General features: G+C 58.8%; 16 protein-coding genes. 1 reads left to right on the top strand and 15 read right to left on the bottom strand.

The window, feature by feature from the left end:
• Window positions 1-60: 60 nt before the first annotated feature.
• A complete protein-coding gene (gene asnB, locus K3F49_RS33330; RefSeq protein ID WP_234685124.1) occupies window positions 61-1962 on the top strand; it encodes an asparagine synthase (glutamine-hydrolyzing) in 1902 nt (633 codons plus the stop codon).
• On the opposite strand, the gene K3F49_RS33325 is transcribed toward asnB, so the two are convergent.
• The 15 genes from K3F49_RS33325 to K3F49_RS33255 form a co-directional block, all read right to left on the bottom strand.
• A complete protein-coding gene (locus K3F49_RS33325) occupies window positions 1938-2162 on the bottom strand; it encodes a hypothetical protein (protein ID WP_234685123.1) in 225 nt (74 codons plus the stop codon). The genes asnB and K3F49_RS33325 overlap by 25 nt on opposite strands.
• Window positions 2163-2706: 544 nt before the next feature.
• Window positions 2707-3408, bottom strand: coding sequence for a peptidase C39 family protein (locus K3F49_RS33320; protein ID WP_234685122.1), 702 nt, complete (start codon window positions 3406-3408; stop codon window positions 2707-2709).
• 134 nt (window positions 3409-3542) lie between these two features.
• Complete coding sequence (phnF, locus tag K3F49_RS33315; RefSeq protein WP_234685121.1) at window positions 3543-4265, bottom strand: phosphonate metabolism transcriptional regulator PhnF; 723 nt, start codon at window positions 4263-4265, stop codon at window positions 3543-3545.
• Between the two features lie 177 nt (window positions 4266-4442).
• Window positions 4443-5684 carry an alpha-D-ribose 1-methylphosphonate 5-triphosphate diphosphatase gene (locus tag K3F49_RS33310; RefSeq protein WP_234685120.1) on the bottom strand — a complete coding sequence of 414 codons (1242 nt, stop codon included), beginning with the start codon at window positions 5682-5684 and terminating at the stop codon, window positions 4443-4445.
• Window positions 5671-6417, bottom strand: coding sequence for an ATP-binding cassette domain-containing protein (locus tag K3F49_RS33305; protein WP_234685119.1), 747 nt, complete (start codon window positions 6415-6417; stop codon window positions 5671-5673). The genes K3F49_RS33310 and K3F49_RS33305 overlap by 14 nt, the downstream gene beginning before the upstream one ends.
• Window positions 6418-6430: 13 nt before the next feature.
• Window positions 6431-7258 carry an ATP-binding cassette domain-containing protein gene (locus K3F49_RS33300; RefSeq protein WP_234685118.1) on the bottom strand — a complete coding sequence of 276 codons (828 nt, stop codon included), beginning with the start codon at window positions 7256-7258 and terminating at the stop codon, window positions 6431-6433.
• A complete protein-coding gene (locus tag K3F49_RS33295; RefSeq protein ID WP_234685117.1) occupies window positions 7255-8169 on the bottom strand; it encodes an alpha-D-ribose 1-methylphosphonate 5-phosphate C-P-lyase PhnJ in 915 nt (304 codons plus the stop codon). The genes K3F49_RS33300 and K3F49_RS33295 overlap by 4 nt, the downstream gene beginning before the upstream one ends.
• Window positions 8166-9260: a carbon-phosphorus lyase complex subunit PhnI gene (locus K3F49_RS33290; RefSeq protein ID WP_234685116.1), complete on the bottom strand. Its 1095-nt coding sequence runs from the start codon at window positions 9258-9260 to the stop codon at window positions 8166-8168. Before K3F49_RS33290 ends, K3F49_RS33295 begins: the two co-directional genes overlap by 4 nt.
• On the bottom strand, window positions 9260-9805 hold the full coding sequence (phnH, locus tag K3F49_RS33285) for a phosphonate C-P lyase system protein PhnH (RefSeq protein WP_234685115.1): 546 nt from the start codon (window positions 9803-9805) through the stop codon (window positions 9260-9262). Before phnH ends, K3F49_RS33290 begins: the two co-directional genes overlap by 1 nt.
• The gene (phnG, locus tag K3F49_RS33280) at window positions 9805-10263 is read right to left on the bottom strand and encodes a phosphonate C-P lyase system protein PhnG (RefSeq protein WP_234685114.1); all 459 of its coding nucleotides are present in this window, start codon (window positions 10261-10263) and stop codon (window positions 9805-9807) included. The genes phnH and phnG overlap by 1 nt, the downstream gene beginning before the upstream one ends.
• 182 nt (window positions 10264-10445) lie before the next feature.
• The gene (locus K3F49_RS33275) at window positions 10446-11378 is read right to left on the bottom strand and encodes an ABC transporter permease (RefSeq protein WP_234685113.1); all 933 of its coding nucleotides are present in this window, start codon (window positions 11376-11378) and stop codon (window positions 10446-10448) included.
• A gap of 11 nt (window positions 11379-11389) precedes the next feature.
• On the bottom strand, window positions 11390-12325 hold the full coding sequence (locus K3F49_RS33270) for an ABC transporter permease (protein WP_234685112.1): 936 nt from the start codon (window positions 12323-12325) through the stop codon (window positions 11390-11392).
• On the bottom strand, window positions 12322-13227 hold the full coding sequence (locus K3F49_RS33265) for an ABC transporter ATP-binding protein (protein ID WP_234685111.1): 906 nt from the start codon (window positions 13225-13227) through the stop codon (window positions 12322-12324). The genes K3F49_RS33270 and K3F49_RS33265 overlap by 4 nt, the downstream gene beginning before the upstream one ends.
• Window positions 13181-14233, bottom strand: coding sequence for an ABC transporter ATP-binding protein (locus K3F49_RS33260; RefSeq protein WP_234685110.1), 1053 nt, complete (start codon window positions 14231-14233; stop codon window positions 13181-13183). The genes K3F49_RS33265 and K3F49_RS33260 overlap by 47 nt, the downstream gene beginning before the upstream one ends.
• 11 nt (window positions 14234-14244) lie before the next feature.
• Window positions 14245-15798 (bottom strand): ABC transporter substrate-binding protein, encoded by a 1554-nt coding sequence (locus K3F49_RS33255; RefSeq protein WP_234685109.1) that lies wholly within the window; start codon window positions 15796-15798, stop codon window positions 14245-14247.
• Window positions 15799-15826 lie beyond the last annotated feature (28 nt).

Here is a 15826-nt window from a genome sequence, read left to right as displayed (position 1 = left end):
TGCGAGCGAGACTGCAAGGCCGGGGATCAGGCAATCAGCTCGGGGTAGGAGGACGGGCCTTTGTGCGCAATTTTCGGATTTGTCGGACGGGTCACTGACGAGGCGGCGACCGAGCGTGAGATCGCTCGTTGCATTCAGACGCTTGCCCATCGAGGACCGGACGCGAATGGTGTTTATGTGACTCCATCCTTTGCTTTTGCGCATCAAAGGCTTGCCATAATCGACCTAAACCATCGGTCGAATCAACCCTTCCTTGATCAGCAATTGGACATCGCAATCACGTACAACGGGGAGATCTACAACTACCGTGACGTGAGGCGCGACTTGCTGCAACGCGGGTACCGGTTTCGTACTGAGTCCGACACGGAGGTCATATGCAAGGCATTCGCTTGTTGGGGCATTGATTGCCTCGAACGTCTACGGGGAATGTTCGCATTCGCAATCTACGACAAAAGGAGCGGAACAGCATTCCTTGTCAGAGATCGGCTTGGAATTAAGCCGCTATATTACGCTCAAACGAACCGCGGATTCGTTTTTGCTTCACAACCGTCGGCTCTTCTCCATTGGCCTGGGGTTCGCTCGAAGCTCGATCCGGTTGGACTGTCCAGTTTTCTTTCTTTTCGTGCCGTCTTCGGTGAGAGGACTCTTTTTACGGACGTTCGTAAGCTGCAACCCGGCACTTGGCTAAAGATAACCGCCCAATCGCACGAGCATGCGCGGTGGTGGGATCCCGCTCGCTCAGACAACAAGGACCCGTGCTCCTCGCTGGACGCCCTGATCGGCAGTGCCGTAGAAGAGCATCTGGTGGCCGACACTCCCGTCGCAGCGCTGCTTTCCGGCGGGCTGGACTCCAGCGTCTTGGCTTTCGAGCTCTCCAGGCGCTCTGCACAAAAGCCGACATGTTTCACCGGAATGGTAGCTGGTGACGCGTACGACGAAAGTCGCTATGCGATCGAAGTGGCGGAGTCTCTCAAGCTACCGCATGTTTTGGTACAGCTGCCCGACGCGACGAGCCTTGACACCATCCAACGCCTCACCGCGTTACGAGGTCACCCAATCGGCATGCACAATGAAGGGGCGATGTATTTACTCGCTCAGGCGGCCGCGCACTCGCACAAAGTACTTCTTACCGGCGAGGGCGCCGACGAGATATTCTCTGGGTATAGCCGAATTTTCAGACTGCCATTTGACCTACAACGCCAAGCGTTCTTGTCCGCCTTGCCAGACGTCATTGCCTGCCCGGCGCGCCGGCGCTTCGGCCTACCCAAGGCCGAAACGAAGGAGTTCGACTTTTTTCTCTCGCGATACACCTACTTCGCCCAATCCGAGAAGCTGCAACTGGCGACATCCGCGTGGAGAACAGAGCTCGCGGATGATGCGGCGTTGCTTAATTGGATGAGCATTGACTATCATTCAGGTGGCGCCACTCCTGATGATCGCATCAGGCTGTTCTTCGTACGTCATCATCTACCGGCGCTGCTCGAAATGGTCGACAACACGACGATGGCCGCCGGCGTCGAAGGGCGCGTACCTTTCACAGATCATCGACTCGTTACGCTAGCTCTTGGCATGCCTGCCTCAGAACACTTGCGTTGGAAGGACGCCTGGTCGCCAGTCCGAGCGGCCTTCGCGCCTATTCAGGAATTCAGCGAAACACTTGACGTCTCAAAGTCTGCGCTACGTACTCTTTACAGAACTCGTCTTCCGACCAGCGTGACCGCGAGGAAGAAGCTCGGGTTTCCGTTACCCTTGGGCCATTGGGCGACTAACGAATGCTCGACACCGTTTCGCGACTTAATCTTCGGAGGATCTGCTGCCATCGCTGATTATCTCGATATCGGCGCCCTCCGACGATGGTATGGGGAGCGCTCTCGCGCCGCGAACGATGCATTTGGAAGACAACTCTGGTTGATTTGCAATCTTGAGATTTTCCTTCGTCAATTACAGTCCTCGGGTCTGTAGGAGGCGATACAATGGGCGCGCGCAACGACCTTCGTCGCCGAACCGCGATTCCCTTTTTCTTGGCTGTTTGCGCCCACCGCACCCTGACGACCTTTCTCGCCCGACTGCAGGACGATGACCAGCATGTCGAGCAGCGTGTTTTCTTTGAGGGCGCTTTTGCTTTTCTTCTGACCTCGCCGCTGATCGGTCGGCTCAAGCATATGATCTCCCTCCTATCGGCGGCCAGTTCTTCGGCCGTCCGCGCGCGCTCTCTCTCTCTACGCTGCGCCGCTTGGATTGGTCTTCTTTGTGAGACCGCGGGCTCGGCTGCATGATCTGGTGCCGCACTCATCGCTTTTTGCAACGTGCATCAAGGGAACCACGAGGGAAAAACACGCCGCTCACCTAGCCCGGCGGTAGCGCGCTCTCAGGGGGCTTAATCCATTGCGGTTTGTTTTACGTGGCGATGCAAGGCGCTGGCCTCGGCGACACAAAGATCGCCGGTTGTGAGACCGCGCCGACCTGATCGAAGGATCATCGTGGTCGCAAACCGACAATCCCGAACCGTGGCGTGTTCGGAGCCAGCAAATGAGCTTCAGGGCGCCGCGCTGCGATCGCGCCCGTGACGGTCACTTGAAAGACAACGAACACCTCTGGCCACTGTCATCTGACGGCCGGGAGGGATTACCACCATGGTTCTTCATACCGGTCGGCCACAACCTTCGCCTTTGCGCGCCCCTGGCGAGCAGCCGCCTTCCGCCATTGTCAACTTAGCGGCTCATGGTCGAGATTGAGCTTGGGAAGCGAGAGCTCAATGTTTGCCATTTGAGGAAGGCCCGCAAGAACGACCGCTTTTTCGCGCTTCGGTCCGAACTCATTCATGTCGGCAAAGGTTGCGTGGTCGACACGGGTGGCATCATCCCCCTGCGCTTGGTCTTTCAGGGGATCATTGAAGAATACGTAATCGGTATCAACTCCGGTGATCACCACCCAGTGAGTGACGGTCTTACCTTCGAATTCAATGCTGATCATCACGACAGGATACCATCCCTCTGCCATCCAGTTCGAGAGATCATGCAGGCTGTAATTTCCGACATATACGTGGACTCCACGCTCATTGGCCTCGACGAGATCTCGCTCCTGGAGTATCCGAATCGCCTCTATCTCTTCCGTTCGCGAAGCGCGAGCCTCAAGAAACACCCCACCGTGGCTCACGACAACAACCGCCGCGAACCCGCGTCGTTTCAGCGCCAATGCGAGACCAACGGGCCCGCAACCTCCATGGATAGTCGTTGCCTCCCGCCATAGCTCAAGCTCGGCTTTGACATTCGGCTGGTATCTCTCATCCAGCGCGGACATAACCATCATCAGCGACGATGGTCCGCAAGTATAGTTCCTTCTTTGCCGATACAAGGGAATGTGTCTCACGATTTGACCACTTAAACTCTCGGCGCCGAGGTCCGACATGACGACTCCTTAGATAAATGTTGAAGACGTTCGGGGTCACTTTCATAACGACTGACGAGTTGCGGGAAACCAGTGGTTTCCTGCGGCGGCGGTACCTGCAGAAGCTCGCCGTCGGGCACGGCTGCCCATGGATCTCACCTCATCCGAAGATCATTGAAATCAATAAAGAAGTTGATCCTGGAGGCGCATAGTACGTTCTCCCCGAACTTGATCGGTGCGCCCTCGGAGCGATCAAGATTTTCTTTGATGAAGACCGGCGTGGCGGTAGACATCCCGAGCAGGCGGGCTTCTTCCTCGGTTGGCATTCTGGCGTTGATTTGTACCCATTGCTGGGAATAGGAGGCGACGCCGACGCGCTTCAGTGCCTTGGAAATCGAGTTTGCGCCAGAAAACTCGTCCAACAGTCCAGGCACGCGTTGAGCTGGGAAGTAGCTGTTTGCGATCACGATCGGTATCTCGTCTTGAATGCTCAAGGTTCTGATGAAAAGCACATCGTCTCCGATCTCAAGATCAAGATGCTTTGCCAAGCGTTCGTCCGCAGCCATTGTTTCCGAAGATAGCATTTTTCGGCGGGCCAAATGGCCGTGAGCGACGAGGTTGTCGGTCAGTCGCGTGTTGGTGGACAGCAGGTACGGCGTCGTGTTTTCCACCACGAATGTCCCTCTCCCCTGCTCCACACGGAGAATGCCCTTCTCTTCAAGCGCTCGGATGGCGTATCGAACCGTATGTCGGTTGACCCCGTACAGCCGGGCGAGATCGACATCATTCGGCAGCTTTTCTCCCGGCGCAAAGCTCTTTGAGGCAATGTTTTCCTCGATTTTCGTTCTGACAAACTCCCATCGCTTTCCTTGAAACATCGATCATCTCTCTTAATCATCAATCAAGTCTCACGCACGTCGGCACGAAAGCTGGTTAGGCATCGACCAATCGTATTCGGTCCGCTTCACATAGAGGCGCCCACGATAGCTATCTCGGCCCTGTCGCGTCGACGCGCTATGCTCTGCCAAAGGGCATCTCTACGGACCTAAAGCGCCCTACAACGCAGTGCAGTCGAGCGAGCGGCTGCGACCGAATTTGTCCCGGCCATCGTGACGCCCGAGCTTCAGGCACGGTACGAACGGAGGGCATCGGAAGAAAGCGGTGTCGAGATAGATCAACCTGCCGCCGCGCAGTGTGGCGCGCACGCGCGGCATGCTGCCACGCTCAGCGATGACGAGATCGGCCCGGAGTCCCTCCGCGATCGCGCCGCGGTCGTGCAATCCCAGTACCTTGGCCGGATTGGCACTCGCCAAAGCGACTGCTTTCGCAAGCCCACCTTCACCCATTTCGTCAAGTGCAATCACTGCCGGCAGAATGGCCGAAGGATGGTAGTCACTGGCGAGGATATCCAAGAGCCCCGCCTTGTAGGCATCGCGCGCCGAGAGATTACCGGAATAGGACAGGCCACGCAGGGCATTGGGAGCGCCCATCGCGGTTGCCAGACCGAGCCGTCGCGCCTCGACCGCGGCTTCGATGGTGATCGGAAACTCGCTGATCGCAGCGCCGATCGCGTGCATCAACGAGACCTTCTCGAGACGATCATCGTCATGGGATGCGATCGCAACGCCACGTGCTCTCGCCAGCTTCGCAAGGCCGGAGATAACGCGCATCGCGTCGCCCCGTTCGGTGCGATCGGCGATGCGCTGCTTCACGAGTTCGGATGCCTGGGTTTCACTGATCTTTTGTGCCTTGGCTATATTGGCGACATGAATTTCGATGTCGCGGTACTGTCCCTGGCCAGGCGTATGATCCATCAGGGAAATCAGATTGAGAGCACCGCCCTCCATCAGCTTTTCGGCGACGCTCATCGCCGAGGGGAAGGTCACCTCGAAGCGGGCGTGAACGCGGTGGTCGACCAGCAACTCGTCACGCTTGGATGTCAAAGCCTCGATCAGCGCGGTGGTGTGCTCGACCGAACGCAGCCGGCCGTCGATCGCCGGAGTAAAGGCGAGCGCCGCATAGGCCGTCGTAATGCCGCTGGAGGCGAGCTTCTTGTCGAGGTCGTGGATGCCAAGCTCCAGCGGCATGCGCACATTGGCACGTGGCTCGACTTCCTTCTCAATCATATCACCATGCATATCGACAAAGCCAGGCAGCAGCAGTCCGCCTGCACCTTCGACATCCGCACCCGCAACCGGAGTTTCGCGGATTTCGGCTATTAGCCCCTCCTCGATTCGGACAGCGCCCCGTTCGATGACGCGGTCTTCGAGGACGATCTCGAAATCATTCAGCCACATGGTCCGCCTCGTCTTCGATCTTGATGGCCTTGAGATGGATCTCCCGGTCGATCAGGTCGACCACGTCCTCAGGATGATGGAAGACGCCGATCATCGCGACACCTGCCGCCTTAAGCTCCGCCAGTCGATCGACCAGCGCGCGGCGAGCGTCGCGGTCGAGCGAGGCAGTCGGCTCGTCGAGCAGCAGCAGCCGCTGCGGCAGGATCAGCGCGCGGGCAAGGTTGACCTTCTGCTGCTCGCCGCCGGAAAACATCGAGGGATAGGCGGCCCAGAGCCCCCTCTTTACGCCGAAGCCAGCCAGCGAACGGCGAGCTTGAGCCAGAGCCTCAGCATGGGGCGTCCCGGCAAACCTAAGCGGTTCGGCTACGATCTCCTCCGCCGCGACGCGCGGCCTGGCGTTGAGGAACTGCGTTACAAAACCAATTTCCCTGCGCCGCAGAATGGCAATGTCGACGTCGGCCGCGGCGGCAAGGTCGATGACGCCTTCCTTCGTGTGGTAATAGATGTGGCCTCCCCGAGGCAGGTAAGATCTATAAAGTGTTCGTAGCAGCGTTGACTTGCCGGCGCCGTTTTCGCCTTTAAGCAGGATGAATTCCCCCTCATGAAGCTCAAAGTCGATATTCTCGAAAGCAAAGAGCGTTCGCTTCAGATGATGCATCTCGAACTGCTTCGAGAGATTTTCGACGCGAAGCACTTGCGTCGCATCCCACCGGGCATTGAGTTGAATGTTCATTTCGTTAGATTCTTTATAGCTTCGCGTGGACGAGCTGCTGGGTGTAGGCGTGCTGAGGATCCTGGAAGATCTGATCCGCCAGCCCCTGTTCAACGACCATGCCACGCCGCATGACCATGACCCGGTCTGCCATGGTGCGAATGACACCGAGATCGTGCGAGACCAAGACCATGGTGATGGCGCGATCGCGCTGCAGCCGCTTCAGCGTATCAAGCACGAGCGCCTGGACGCTGACGTCGAGACCCGTGGTCGGCTCGTCGAGCAGGAGCACCGCAGGCTCCAGCGCGATTGCCTTCGCCAGCTGGACGCGCTGCTGCATGCCACCGGAGAGCTCGTGTGGCGTCGCGTCCATGCGCTCGACAGGAAACTCCGATGCATCCAGCGATTGCATAGCCCTTTCCCGCAGCTCAGCGAAATTGCGGTTGCCGGCAATCAGCAGTCGTTCGGCGACGTTGCCGCTGCTGGAGTGGTTCATCAGCAGGCCCAGATGCGGGTTCTGATAGACGATACCAATATGACGGGCTCTCAACATCCGCCGTTCGAAGCGATCGAGCGCAAACAGGTTGCGATCCTCCTGGCCCGACAGCGCCAGGTGATAATGGCCGGCGGCCGGGGTGTCCTCGAGGTTCATCATGCGGAGCAGGGTCGATTTGCCCGAGCCGGATTCGCCTACGATACCCAGCACCTCGCCGGGATAGACGGTGACGTCGACACCGCCAAGCGCCTGAACTGAGCCGAACTTGTGCTGGATCCCGCGCATGGTCAGCATGGGCTTGGCCAGCATCAGACGTGGCTGCTGACGTGTCAGGCCCGCAGCGCTTTGAATGTTCAGGCCCGTCACTCGTCTATCCTTCCGTTCTTGTACCAGGTTTCGCCGATCTCGACCGCCTCCCCTTCCGCCTTGCGGATGTGCTTGGCGGCAAAATTGCTATCGGAAAGCTCGACTTTCGAAGAGCCGTCGTCCTGCGGCAGCTCGTTCATGAAGAAGCCGGTGACGTTGCTGCGATAGCAGGTCTTGTCCTGGTGATCCTCGACGCGGTAGGGCACATCGTCGAAGACAAGAGGCTCGACCTTCGTATAGGGCGGCACGACGTAGATCCGCTTCTCGCCGCCCGCCGCAAGAATGGTCAAGTGCTCTGCCTGGTGCAGCTTCAATACGTCCCAGCGAGGGATCGGCGAGGGGGTGATCACGTGCCGCCCGTTCACTAGGCTCGGATACTGGTCGGCCTTCATGATGCGGCCGAATTTCACAAGCTGCTCGTAAAGGATGAGCCAGAGTTGGCCGTAGTCGGCGTCGCCATGCATGACCCTCGCGACGGACATGTCTGGCTGCACCGGACGGAGCGGCTCCGGGTTCGGGACCTGCAAGACTAGGACCTGCTGGTCGCCCAGCTTTTCTTCGGGGATGCGATGGCGCGACTGGATGATCGTTGCCTCCTGCCCATCCATAGTCTCGAGGCAGCCCCCGACGCGTCCAAAGAATTTGCGGATGCTGCAGGCATTGACCGAATCGTCCGCTCCCTGATCGATCACCTTGACGACCGAAGTCGGTTTCAGGAGCGTCAGCGTTACTTGAAGGCCGCCGGTCCCCCAGCCGCGTGCCATCGGCACCTCGCGGCTGGCATATGGGACCTGATAGCCCGGTACGGCGATCGCCTTGAGAATGCGACGGCGAATTTCGCGTTTGGCTGACTCGTCGAGAAACCCGTAGTTGAAGTCCGCCCACTCCTTGGTCAGTTCTTGGAGTTTCACTGCGTGACCTCTTTCTTTTTCGGTGCCACTTTCGGCGCAGGTGGAGCTTTCTCGACAGCGCCGTCGCGGTCAGTCTTGACCCGTCGATAGGTGTCGAGGGCCGATTGGAACGTCACGTAGTGCGGAAGCTTGAAGTGAAGACAGAAGCCAGATCCTTCGACCGGCTCAGTATGGTAAAGGATGAACTCCTCTGTCGCGGCCGGGTGGGTATCCGGTTGGCTCGAAGCAACGTCGAGCGACGCCGCAGCGATGACCTTGACCTCATTCCAGCCAAGGGTGGCCGAGAATCCCAATTCCAGGCTCTTCGACTTGGAAACAATTTCGGCCTGGCTGACGCGGACACGCCCCGCGCTAAAGACCGTGCCACGCGGATGGCGAAGCCGAACTGGTGCTTCGGCGAGCCTAAGCTCATTGACGGTAGGATGGACAGCGCCGTATCCGCGCATTGTGGAGAATCCAAGCGCCATCGTGCCGCCCGTATCTGCCCGTGCGAGGCTCTGCAGCTTGTGCGCACGGCTTACCGGGAAGAGCAGAGGCTGGCGGGTGATGTCAGGAACCTCTTCCAGAGGTATTGTCTCGACGGGATGGTCCGTGATGAGACCCTGCGCCTTTTGCCAAGCGGTCAAGGACGGCTGGGTTGCAGGCGCGGGTTTGTCTGCCGGGATCACTGGTTCCCGGGCGAACGCCTTGCCCTTGAGGACGCCGACCTGAAGCAGACGGTGGGAATAGTCCAGCGTCGGCCCGAGGAGCTGTCCTCCCGGAATGTCTTTAAATGCCGCGGAAATGCGGCGCACGGTGAAGAGGTCCGGCTGCCTGACTGGTTTGGCGAAGCCGATTCGGGGTTGTGTCGTTCGGTACGCCCTAAGCAGCAATACGGCTTCGTATTGGTCTCCCCCCGCCTGCGCCAACGCGAGTGCAGCCAGATCCGGTTCATAGAGCGACGCTTCGCCCATGACGCGATCGATCAAGTAGGGCAGACTCTTGCGAATAGCAGTCACTCGGTCGAGGTCGACGGCATCGAGATCTTCACGAAACAGCCGTTCCGATTGTTCAATGGCGCGTTCGCCGCCACGGGTTGCCACATAGGCCATCAAAGCACCTCGATTCTGGTTGAGCGGGGAAGGCCTATCACGTGATCGCCATCGACGAGATAGACGTCCCAACCGAGCGGATAACGAACGGCTTGGGCGCGCACACGCCAGAAGGAAGGATCGATGCCGTCGACGGCGACCGTAACACCGTCTTTGATGCCTGGACCGCTCAGCATCAGACGGGCGCCTAAACCGAATCGGGCGGGTATGAACAAGGTGGCCGCATGGTCGGGATAATTTAGCGAGCCAATCCGCAACTTCGCGAATTGCGAAGTCTTTTCTGCTGTGTCCGCCGTGGCGAAGACATAATCTGCTTCCTGCATCGGTGCGCTTCGAGCTCCGTTCTTGCTCAGGACACGTGCGAATTCTGCATCGTCCACGACCGCGAAAGAGCATTCCGCATCGAGCAGGCTTTCCCCGATCGCTGCAAGCCCGGCGGACGGGAGCGTTCGGACGAGCCCGGGTCTGCTCAAGGCCCACATTATTTCTTCGAACGTGGCGTTGGTCCGGCTATCCTCGGTGGTCGGTTGAAGAGAGACACTCATCAGAAAGTTTCCATCTCGACGCGGGTGGCTTCGACTTTCCTCAGCCGCTCTCTGTCCGTTCGCTGCTGGTGGGCAGATTCCGCGATGAGCAGTTCGAGAATCGGCGAAATGCTCTGGTCGGCCGCGATTGCGGCGTCGATCACGGCCATCCCCATCGCATGTTCAAGATCCCTGCCCACAACCGCGCCATAGCCCTCGACGTCCCGGCCAGGCACCTGGATATGGGCCTCCGCGACGAGGACCTCACCGAGGTGGAAGGTTGTGCCCCTGACAGTGTCTTCATAAGGCAGCATCGCGAGCCCAGTGCGATTGGCCAGAACCGCCACCTCGCCGAGGCCATCGAGAACCTTTTCGGCGCAGGCCTTGATCGCGGCTGGCCGGGCCGATGCAAGAATTTCAAGTGCACGCCGGTGATCGAAACCGCCGGCGATGAGATCGCGTACGGGCTTCTCTGTCATTATGCCAGTTCTCTATCCTGAAGAGTGCGAGCTTCGGTTCTTTGTGTCGGATGGGTATGGCAGTGCTGCCATCGACCTCGTTCTGGCCAGCACGACATGTCGTTCTTCGGCACGGCCAAAACGGGAAATCTTTCGAAATACAAGACCACCAAGGCACTGCCTTGTTCAGGCACTGCTACGCCTCATTGTTTGATGCGATCATTCGCCGACCAGTTTCGGTCACGTAAAAAATCACTCAGAAGCATCAGCGCCAACGCTGTCGCCGCGATCACCAGGCCGGGAAGAACAGCGATCCACCACGCGGTCATCAGGTATCCACGTCCGAAGCCGACCATGTTACCGAGGCTGGACATCGGAGGCTGGATGCCCAATCCGAGAAAGCTCAACGTGCCCTCCAGTAGAACTATCTGCGTGAGGCCTATGGTCATGCCCGCAACGATCGTCGGCAGGCATGAGGGCAGCACGTGCTTGCGATAGATCCGGATTCTCGAGGCGTTGTAGGTCCGCGCGGCGATTACGTAGAGGTGATTTCTCGTGGTTAGCGCGGCGCCCCGCACCACGCGCGCGTGTCGCTCCCAGCCGTAGAGGCCGAGAACAAAGACGAAGAGGAGAATCGAGTTGCCGAATACGGCGATCAACAGCAACGCAACGATCATAAACGGCATGGCTGCTTGCATATCGACGAACGCGGTGATGCATTCGTCGACCGCACTCCCCAGCTCCGCAGCCAGAAAGCCTAACAGCGTTCCCAGCGACGTACTGATGATCGTGCCGGCCACCGCCACCGCGACAGTTATCTGGACCGAGTAGAGCAACCTGGACAGCACATCGCGGCCAAGATCATCGGTGCCCAGGGCGTGGGTCCAGGCGCCACCCAACAGGATCGGCGGCTGCAAGCGGGCGTTGAGGTCAATCGCTGCGGGATCGTATGGGGCGATCTGCTGGGCCACGATGGCAACGATAACGCAGCCCATGATCCAGAACATCGATAGCTTCACGGAAACGTCCGCTTCGCGCCACCACTGCACATTCGATGAAACTCGCTGCGAAGGAAGAGCCGCATTCACGGAAAGTCGCGCCGGAGGCAGAGCCGCTTTCACGGAAACATCAGACATTTCGATCTCCATCAATGATCGGATCTGCGCGCGCGCGGATCGACGACGACGTAGAGGACATCCACGACAAGGTTGGTCAAAACCATCACCGCACCGGCCAGGATGACGATCGCCTGCACGACTGGAATGTCCCGGTTTCCGATGGAGCTGATGAAGAGATTTCCGATCCCGGGCCAGGAAAACACTGTCTCGACAACGATCGATCCCGTGACCAGGCCACCCACCATCAGTCCGAGGACTGTCAGGATGGGAATGGCTGCGTTGGGCAAGGCGTGATGCACCAGAATACGCCAACTCGGTATGTCGCGGGTTCTCGCCGCCACCATGAACGGACTGTCAAGAGCCTCAGCCAGAACCGTGCGCGTATATCGGGCTAGCACTGCAGAATTTGCAGCTGCCACCGTGATGGCGGGCAAGATGAGGCTGGACCAGCTCTGTGCACCGTTGGTGGGCAGCAGTCTCAGCTCGATCGAGAAGACGAGCATCAGAACGAGGGCAAGAAAAAATGCGGGGACACAAAGACCAACTGAGCTGACGATCGTCACGAGACGGTCGACGAACTTGCGGCGAAACATCGCGGCAATGATCCCCGCTCCAAGTCCCATCACGACAGCAAGCGCCAACGACGTCGCCATCAGGGTCAGCGTCGCTCCCAGGTTGTCGAAAACCACCGTCAGCGCATCACGGTGATAGATGTAGGAGCGGCCGAAGCTGCCGTGGAGGATGTTCTCAGCATAGGCCAAATACTGCTGCAAAATCGGCTTATCCAAGCCAAGTTCACGGGCGTAGGCGATCCTCATGTCCGGCGTCGCATCTGGTCCGAGAAAGATTGTCACTGGGTCCCCGACGCTGCGCAGCAACACGAATACGCACGTCACCATCAAGGCGATCGATAAAGCTGCGCGTAGCAGTTTGATCCAGGTAAACCTAAAGAGCGTGCTGATCATTGCGGCCCCCCATCGTCGGTCAGCTCTCTCAAGATAGGCCGATCCGCTCCTGCGGCGGATGGCAATCGCTGAGACTGTTTGGGGACCGAGGCTATGAGGGTCTGCGTGTATTCGGCCTGAGGATGAAGGAGGACGTCGTCCCGCATCCCGGCTTCGACGATGCGGCCGCGATGCAGCACAACGATCTCGGAGCATAGGTAAGACACCGCCCTGATGTCATGGCTGATGAACAAAAGGCTCAGACCCTGCTGCTCACGCAGTTCACACAGAAGATTGAGGATTTGCGCCTGTACGGTCATGTCGAGAGCGGACACAGGCTCATCGCAAATCAACAGATCGGGCTCCAGAAGAAGCGCGCGGGCGATGGTCACACGCTGCGCTTGGCCGCCACTGATCTGGCGCGGGCGCTTTTCGGCAATCTCGAGAGAAAGACCGACATCTTGAAGTGCCGTCGCGATCCGCTCCAGCCGTTCTGAACGCGGCAGCCGGAAGTTGGCAAGAAGGGGCTCCATCAGTTGATCGCCAATCTTCATCCGCGGATCCAGTGCATCCATGGGGTTCTGGAAGATCGGCTGTGCTCTTTTCCGGAAAGACCGGAGACCTTGCGGGGTGACGGGCTTTCCCTCGAATAGAATCGCGCCCTCGCGCGGCTTTGCCAGTCCCAGTACCAGCTTCGCAATCGTACTCTTGCCACTACCCGATTGGCCGATCAGGCCGAGGGCTTGCCCTCGTCTGACGGAAAAACTGATATCGCTCAGGGTTTGATGCTCGCGCACCCGCCCGCGTCCGTAGTCAAAGCCTACTCTTTCAAGCTGGAGAAGCGGTTGAGCGTTCCCGCTGTCTAGCTCGCTTCTGTTATGATGCTGCATGACCGAGCCCAAGGTTGTGGCAGGCTGCTGCATGACTTAGCGCGTCTGGGAACGCGGGTTTGACGCGCGCACATGCCTCTACCGCGTGCGCGCAGCGGGGCGCGAAATGACAGCCTGGGCCTCTTATGGCTGGGTCCGGTACACCACCGGCCAAGGCAACGAGCTTGACCTTATTGAGCGAAATTTCCGGGACGGCGGAGAAAAGGTTTCTCGTATAGGGGTGCAGCGGCTGTTGTGCGATCGCGTCGGTGGCTCCCATTTCGATGAGCTGGCCCGCGTAGATCACCCCGATACGATCCGAGCGTTCTATTGCCAGATTGAGATCATGCGTTACGAAGAGAACCGCCATGTTCCAGTCTGCTCGCAACTTCTCGATCAGATCCATGATCTGACGTTGCGTCGTAACGTCGAGTGCTGAGGTCGGCTCATCGGCAATCAGAAGTCGGGGGCGACGTGCAAGGGCAAGTGCAATCATCACCCTCTGGTTCATGCCGCCGGAGAGTTCGTGTGGGTATTTTTTGATCGTCGAACGCGGATCTTCAATTCCGACGGCTTCGAGGAGGGAGATTGCGCGTTCGCCTGCTTCGTGTGTCGATCCTCGCGAAACAATGCGAACGGTTTCAGTCAGCTGAAAACCGATGGTTCTGACCGGATTGAGGTATCGGCTGGGCTGCTGGAAGATCATTGCGCGTGACCTGCGGTCCACGGCCGCCAATGGCCCGCCATCGAAATATATGTCCCCGCGAGCACCGAGATTGGTGGGCAAGATGCCCATTAACGTCGAACACAGCAGGCTTTTGCCGCTACCGCTTTCACCCACCAACGCGAAAAACTCGCCCTCCCGAATGGTCAGCGAGATGGATTCCAGCAGCCGAATTTCCTCGTGAGATCCCGCCGTCCAGACATCGAGGCCGGAGACTTCGAGAAGCGGTTGTGTCCTGGGCAGCAAGCTCGGCTGCACTGCGCCGGACTCGGTGCCGGGCACCCTCGCCATATCGGCGAGGGTGGGTTCGGCACTTGGCGACGCGGTGAATGACACAAGCGTCTCCATTACGAGGCGATCGTGCCCGGGCGAAAGTCCAGAAGGCCGGTTGGTGTCGGCGACCATTTTAAGTCGGACCGCTTTCCAAAGAACTCAGCAAGCGAGTGCAGGACGGTGCCCGGCGGATCAACCTCGTCGAAAATGTCCAACATCTCCTGATAGGCTCGACGACGCTCGGCCGTGTCGAGCGAACCTACGAGAGTTTTCTCCAGTTTGTTGAACCGGTCGTTCTTCCAGTACCCGCTCCTCTGGAAGGCGCTGCTCGCGCCCCAACGCGACGAGAAGGATGCCGTTGGATCGGGGAAATAGGTGCCGTCTGAGGAATTGTTGATCCAGCGAGGCTTTTCGTCCATCACTTGAGCCCAGTTTTCCTTCCGCTGAATCTCAACATTGAGGCCGACGGCATTCCACATCGCAGCCATGACTTGCGTCTCCGCAAGCTCTGCAGTGTAGTAGTCGCCGACTGTCTTGAAGAGGATCTTCTCACCCTTGTATCCGGCTTCCTTAATCAGCTGCTGCGAGCGCGCCGGATCATACGCGGGGATCGGCCTGTCCCGATTATAGAGGGCGCCGTAGACCGGCTGCTGATGGGACCGGGGGATCGAAATCCGCCCATGCCATATGCTCTTGACCAATCCTTGCCTATCGATCGAGAGATTGAGAGCACGTCTCAACTTCGGGTCGCGAAGCACGGGATTGCTCAGTGAATCGTACTGCATCGTACGGAACGAAACCGTATCGCCACCGACGATGTCCAGGCGCTTGTCGGCCGTGATGACATCAAACTGATCTGGCGCGATCGTCGTGATGAGATCGAAGTCGCCGGCACGAAGGCCGGCGACGCGCGCGGCTGGCTCTCGCACCATCCGAAACTCGATTGCCGAAAGCGGCGGCCGACCACCCCAATACTCCGGGTGAGCCTCCAGCTTGATGTAGTTGTTTTCCGATGACTCAACGAGCCGGTAGGGGCCGGCGCCAACCGGAGACTTCGCCCATTGGTCGAAGCTGGCTGCCTTCAGATAGGCAGACTTGCAGATGACCCCGCCGCCATAGGAAGTGAACCTCATCCAGAAAACCGGATCTGCCCCCTTGGTCTTGAATTCCACGTTGTAGCGGTCGAGGACCTTGACTTCTGCGAGGGTTGGGAACGTGACCTGCCCAATGCCATAGCCAGGAGCATCCTTTTGAAGCATGCGTTCAGGACCGAAGGTGAACGCCACATCATCAGCCGTTAGTTCGTCGCCGTTGTGGAACTTGACACGCTGGCGCAGGCGAACCTTGAATACGACGCTGTCTGTCGTCTCGATCGCTTCGGCGAGCATCGGCTTCAGCTTGGCGCCGTTCTGATAGTCTATGCTGAACAGCTTGTCGTGCACGCTTTCCAGAACGCGAAAGCTCGATAACGCGCTTGCGCGAGGATGCAAGGGATCCAGCTCCGTGCGCAGGTCCTGCATGGCGACCCGCAACCGCGCTGCCGAGGTCGCCTGGGCAGGCATGACGCGAGGGAGCAAACTTGCTCCCCCGATCATCTTCAAAATGTTGCGACGTGATGGCGCCATCATGCTCAAGCTCCTCTGCTCCGGTTTCGGG

It is taken from the genome of Bradyrhizobium monzae (assembly GCF_021458635.1).
Classification (GTDB): domain Bacteria; phylum Pseudomonadota; class Alphaproteobacteria; order Rhizobiales; family Xanthobacteraceae; genus Bradyrhizobium.
This window is presented reverse-complemented; position numbering and strand designations above follow the sequence as displayed.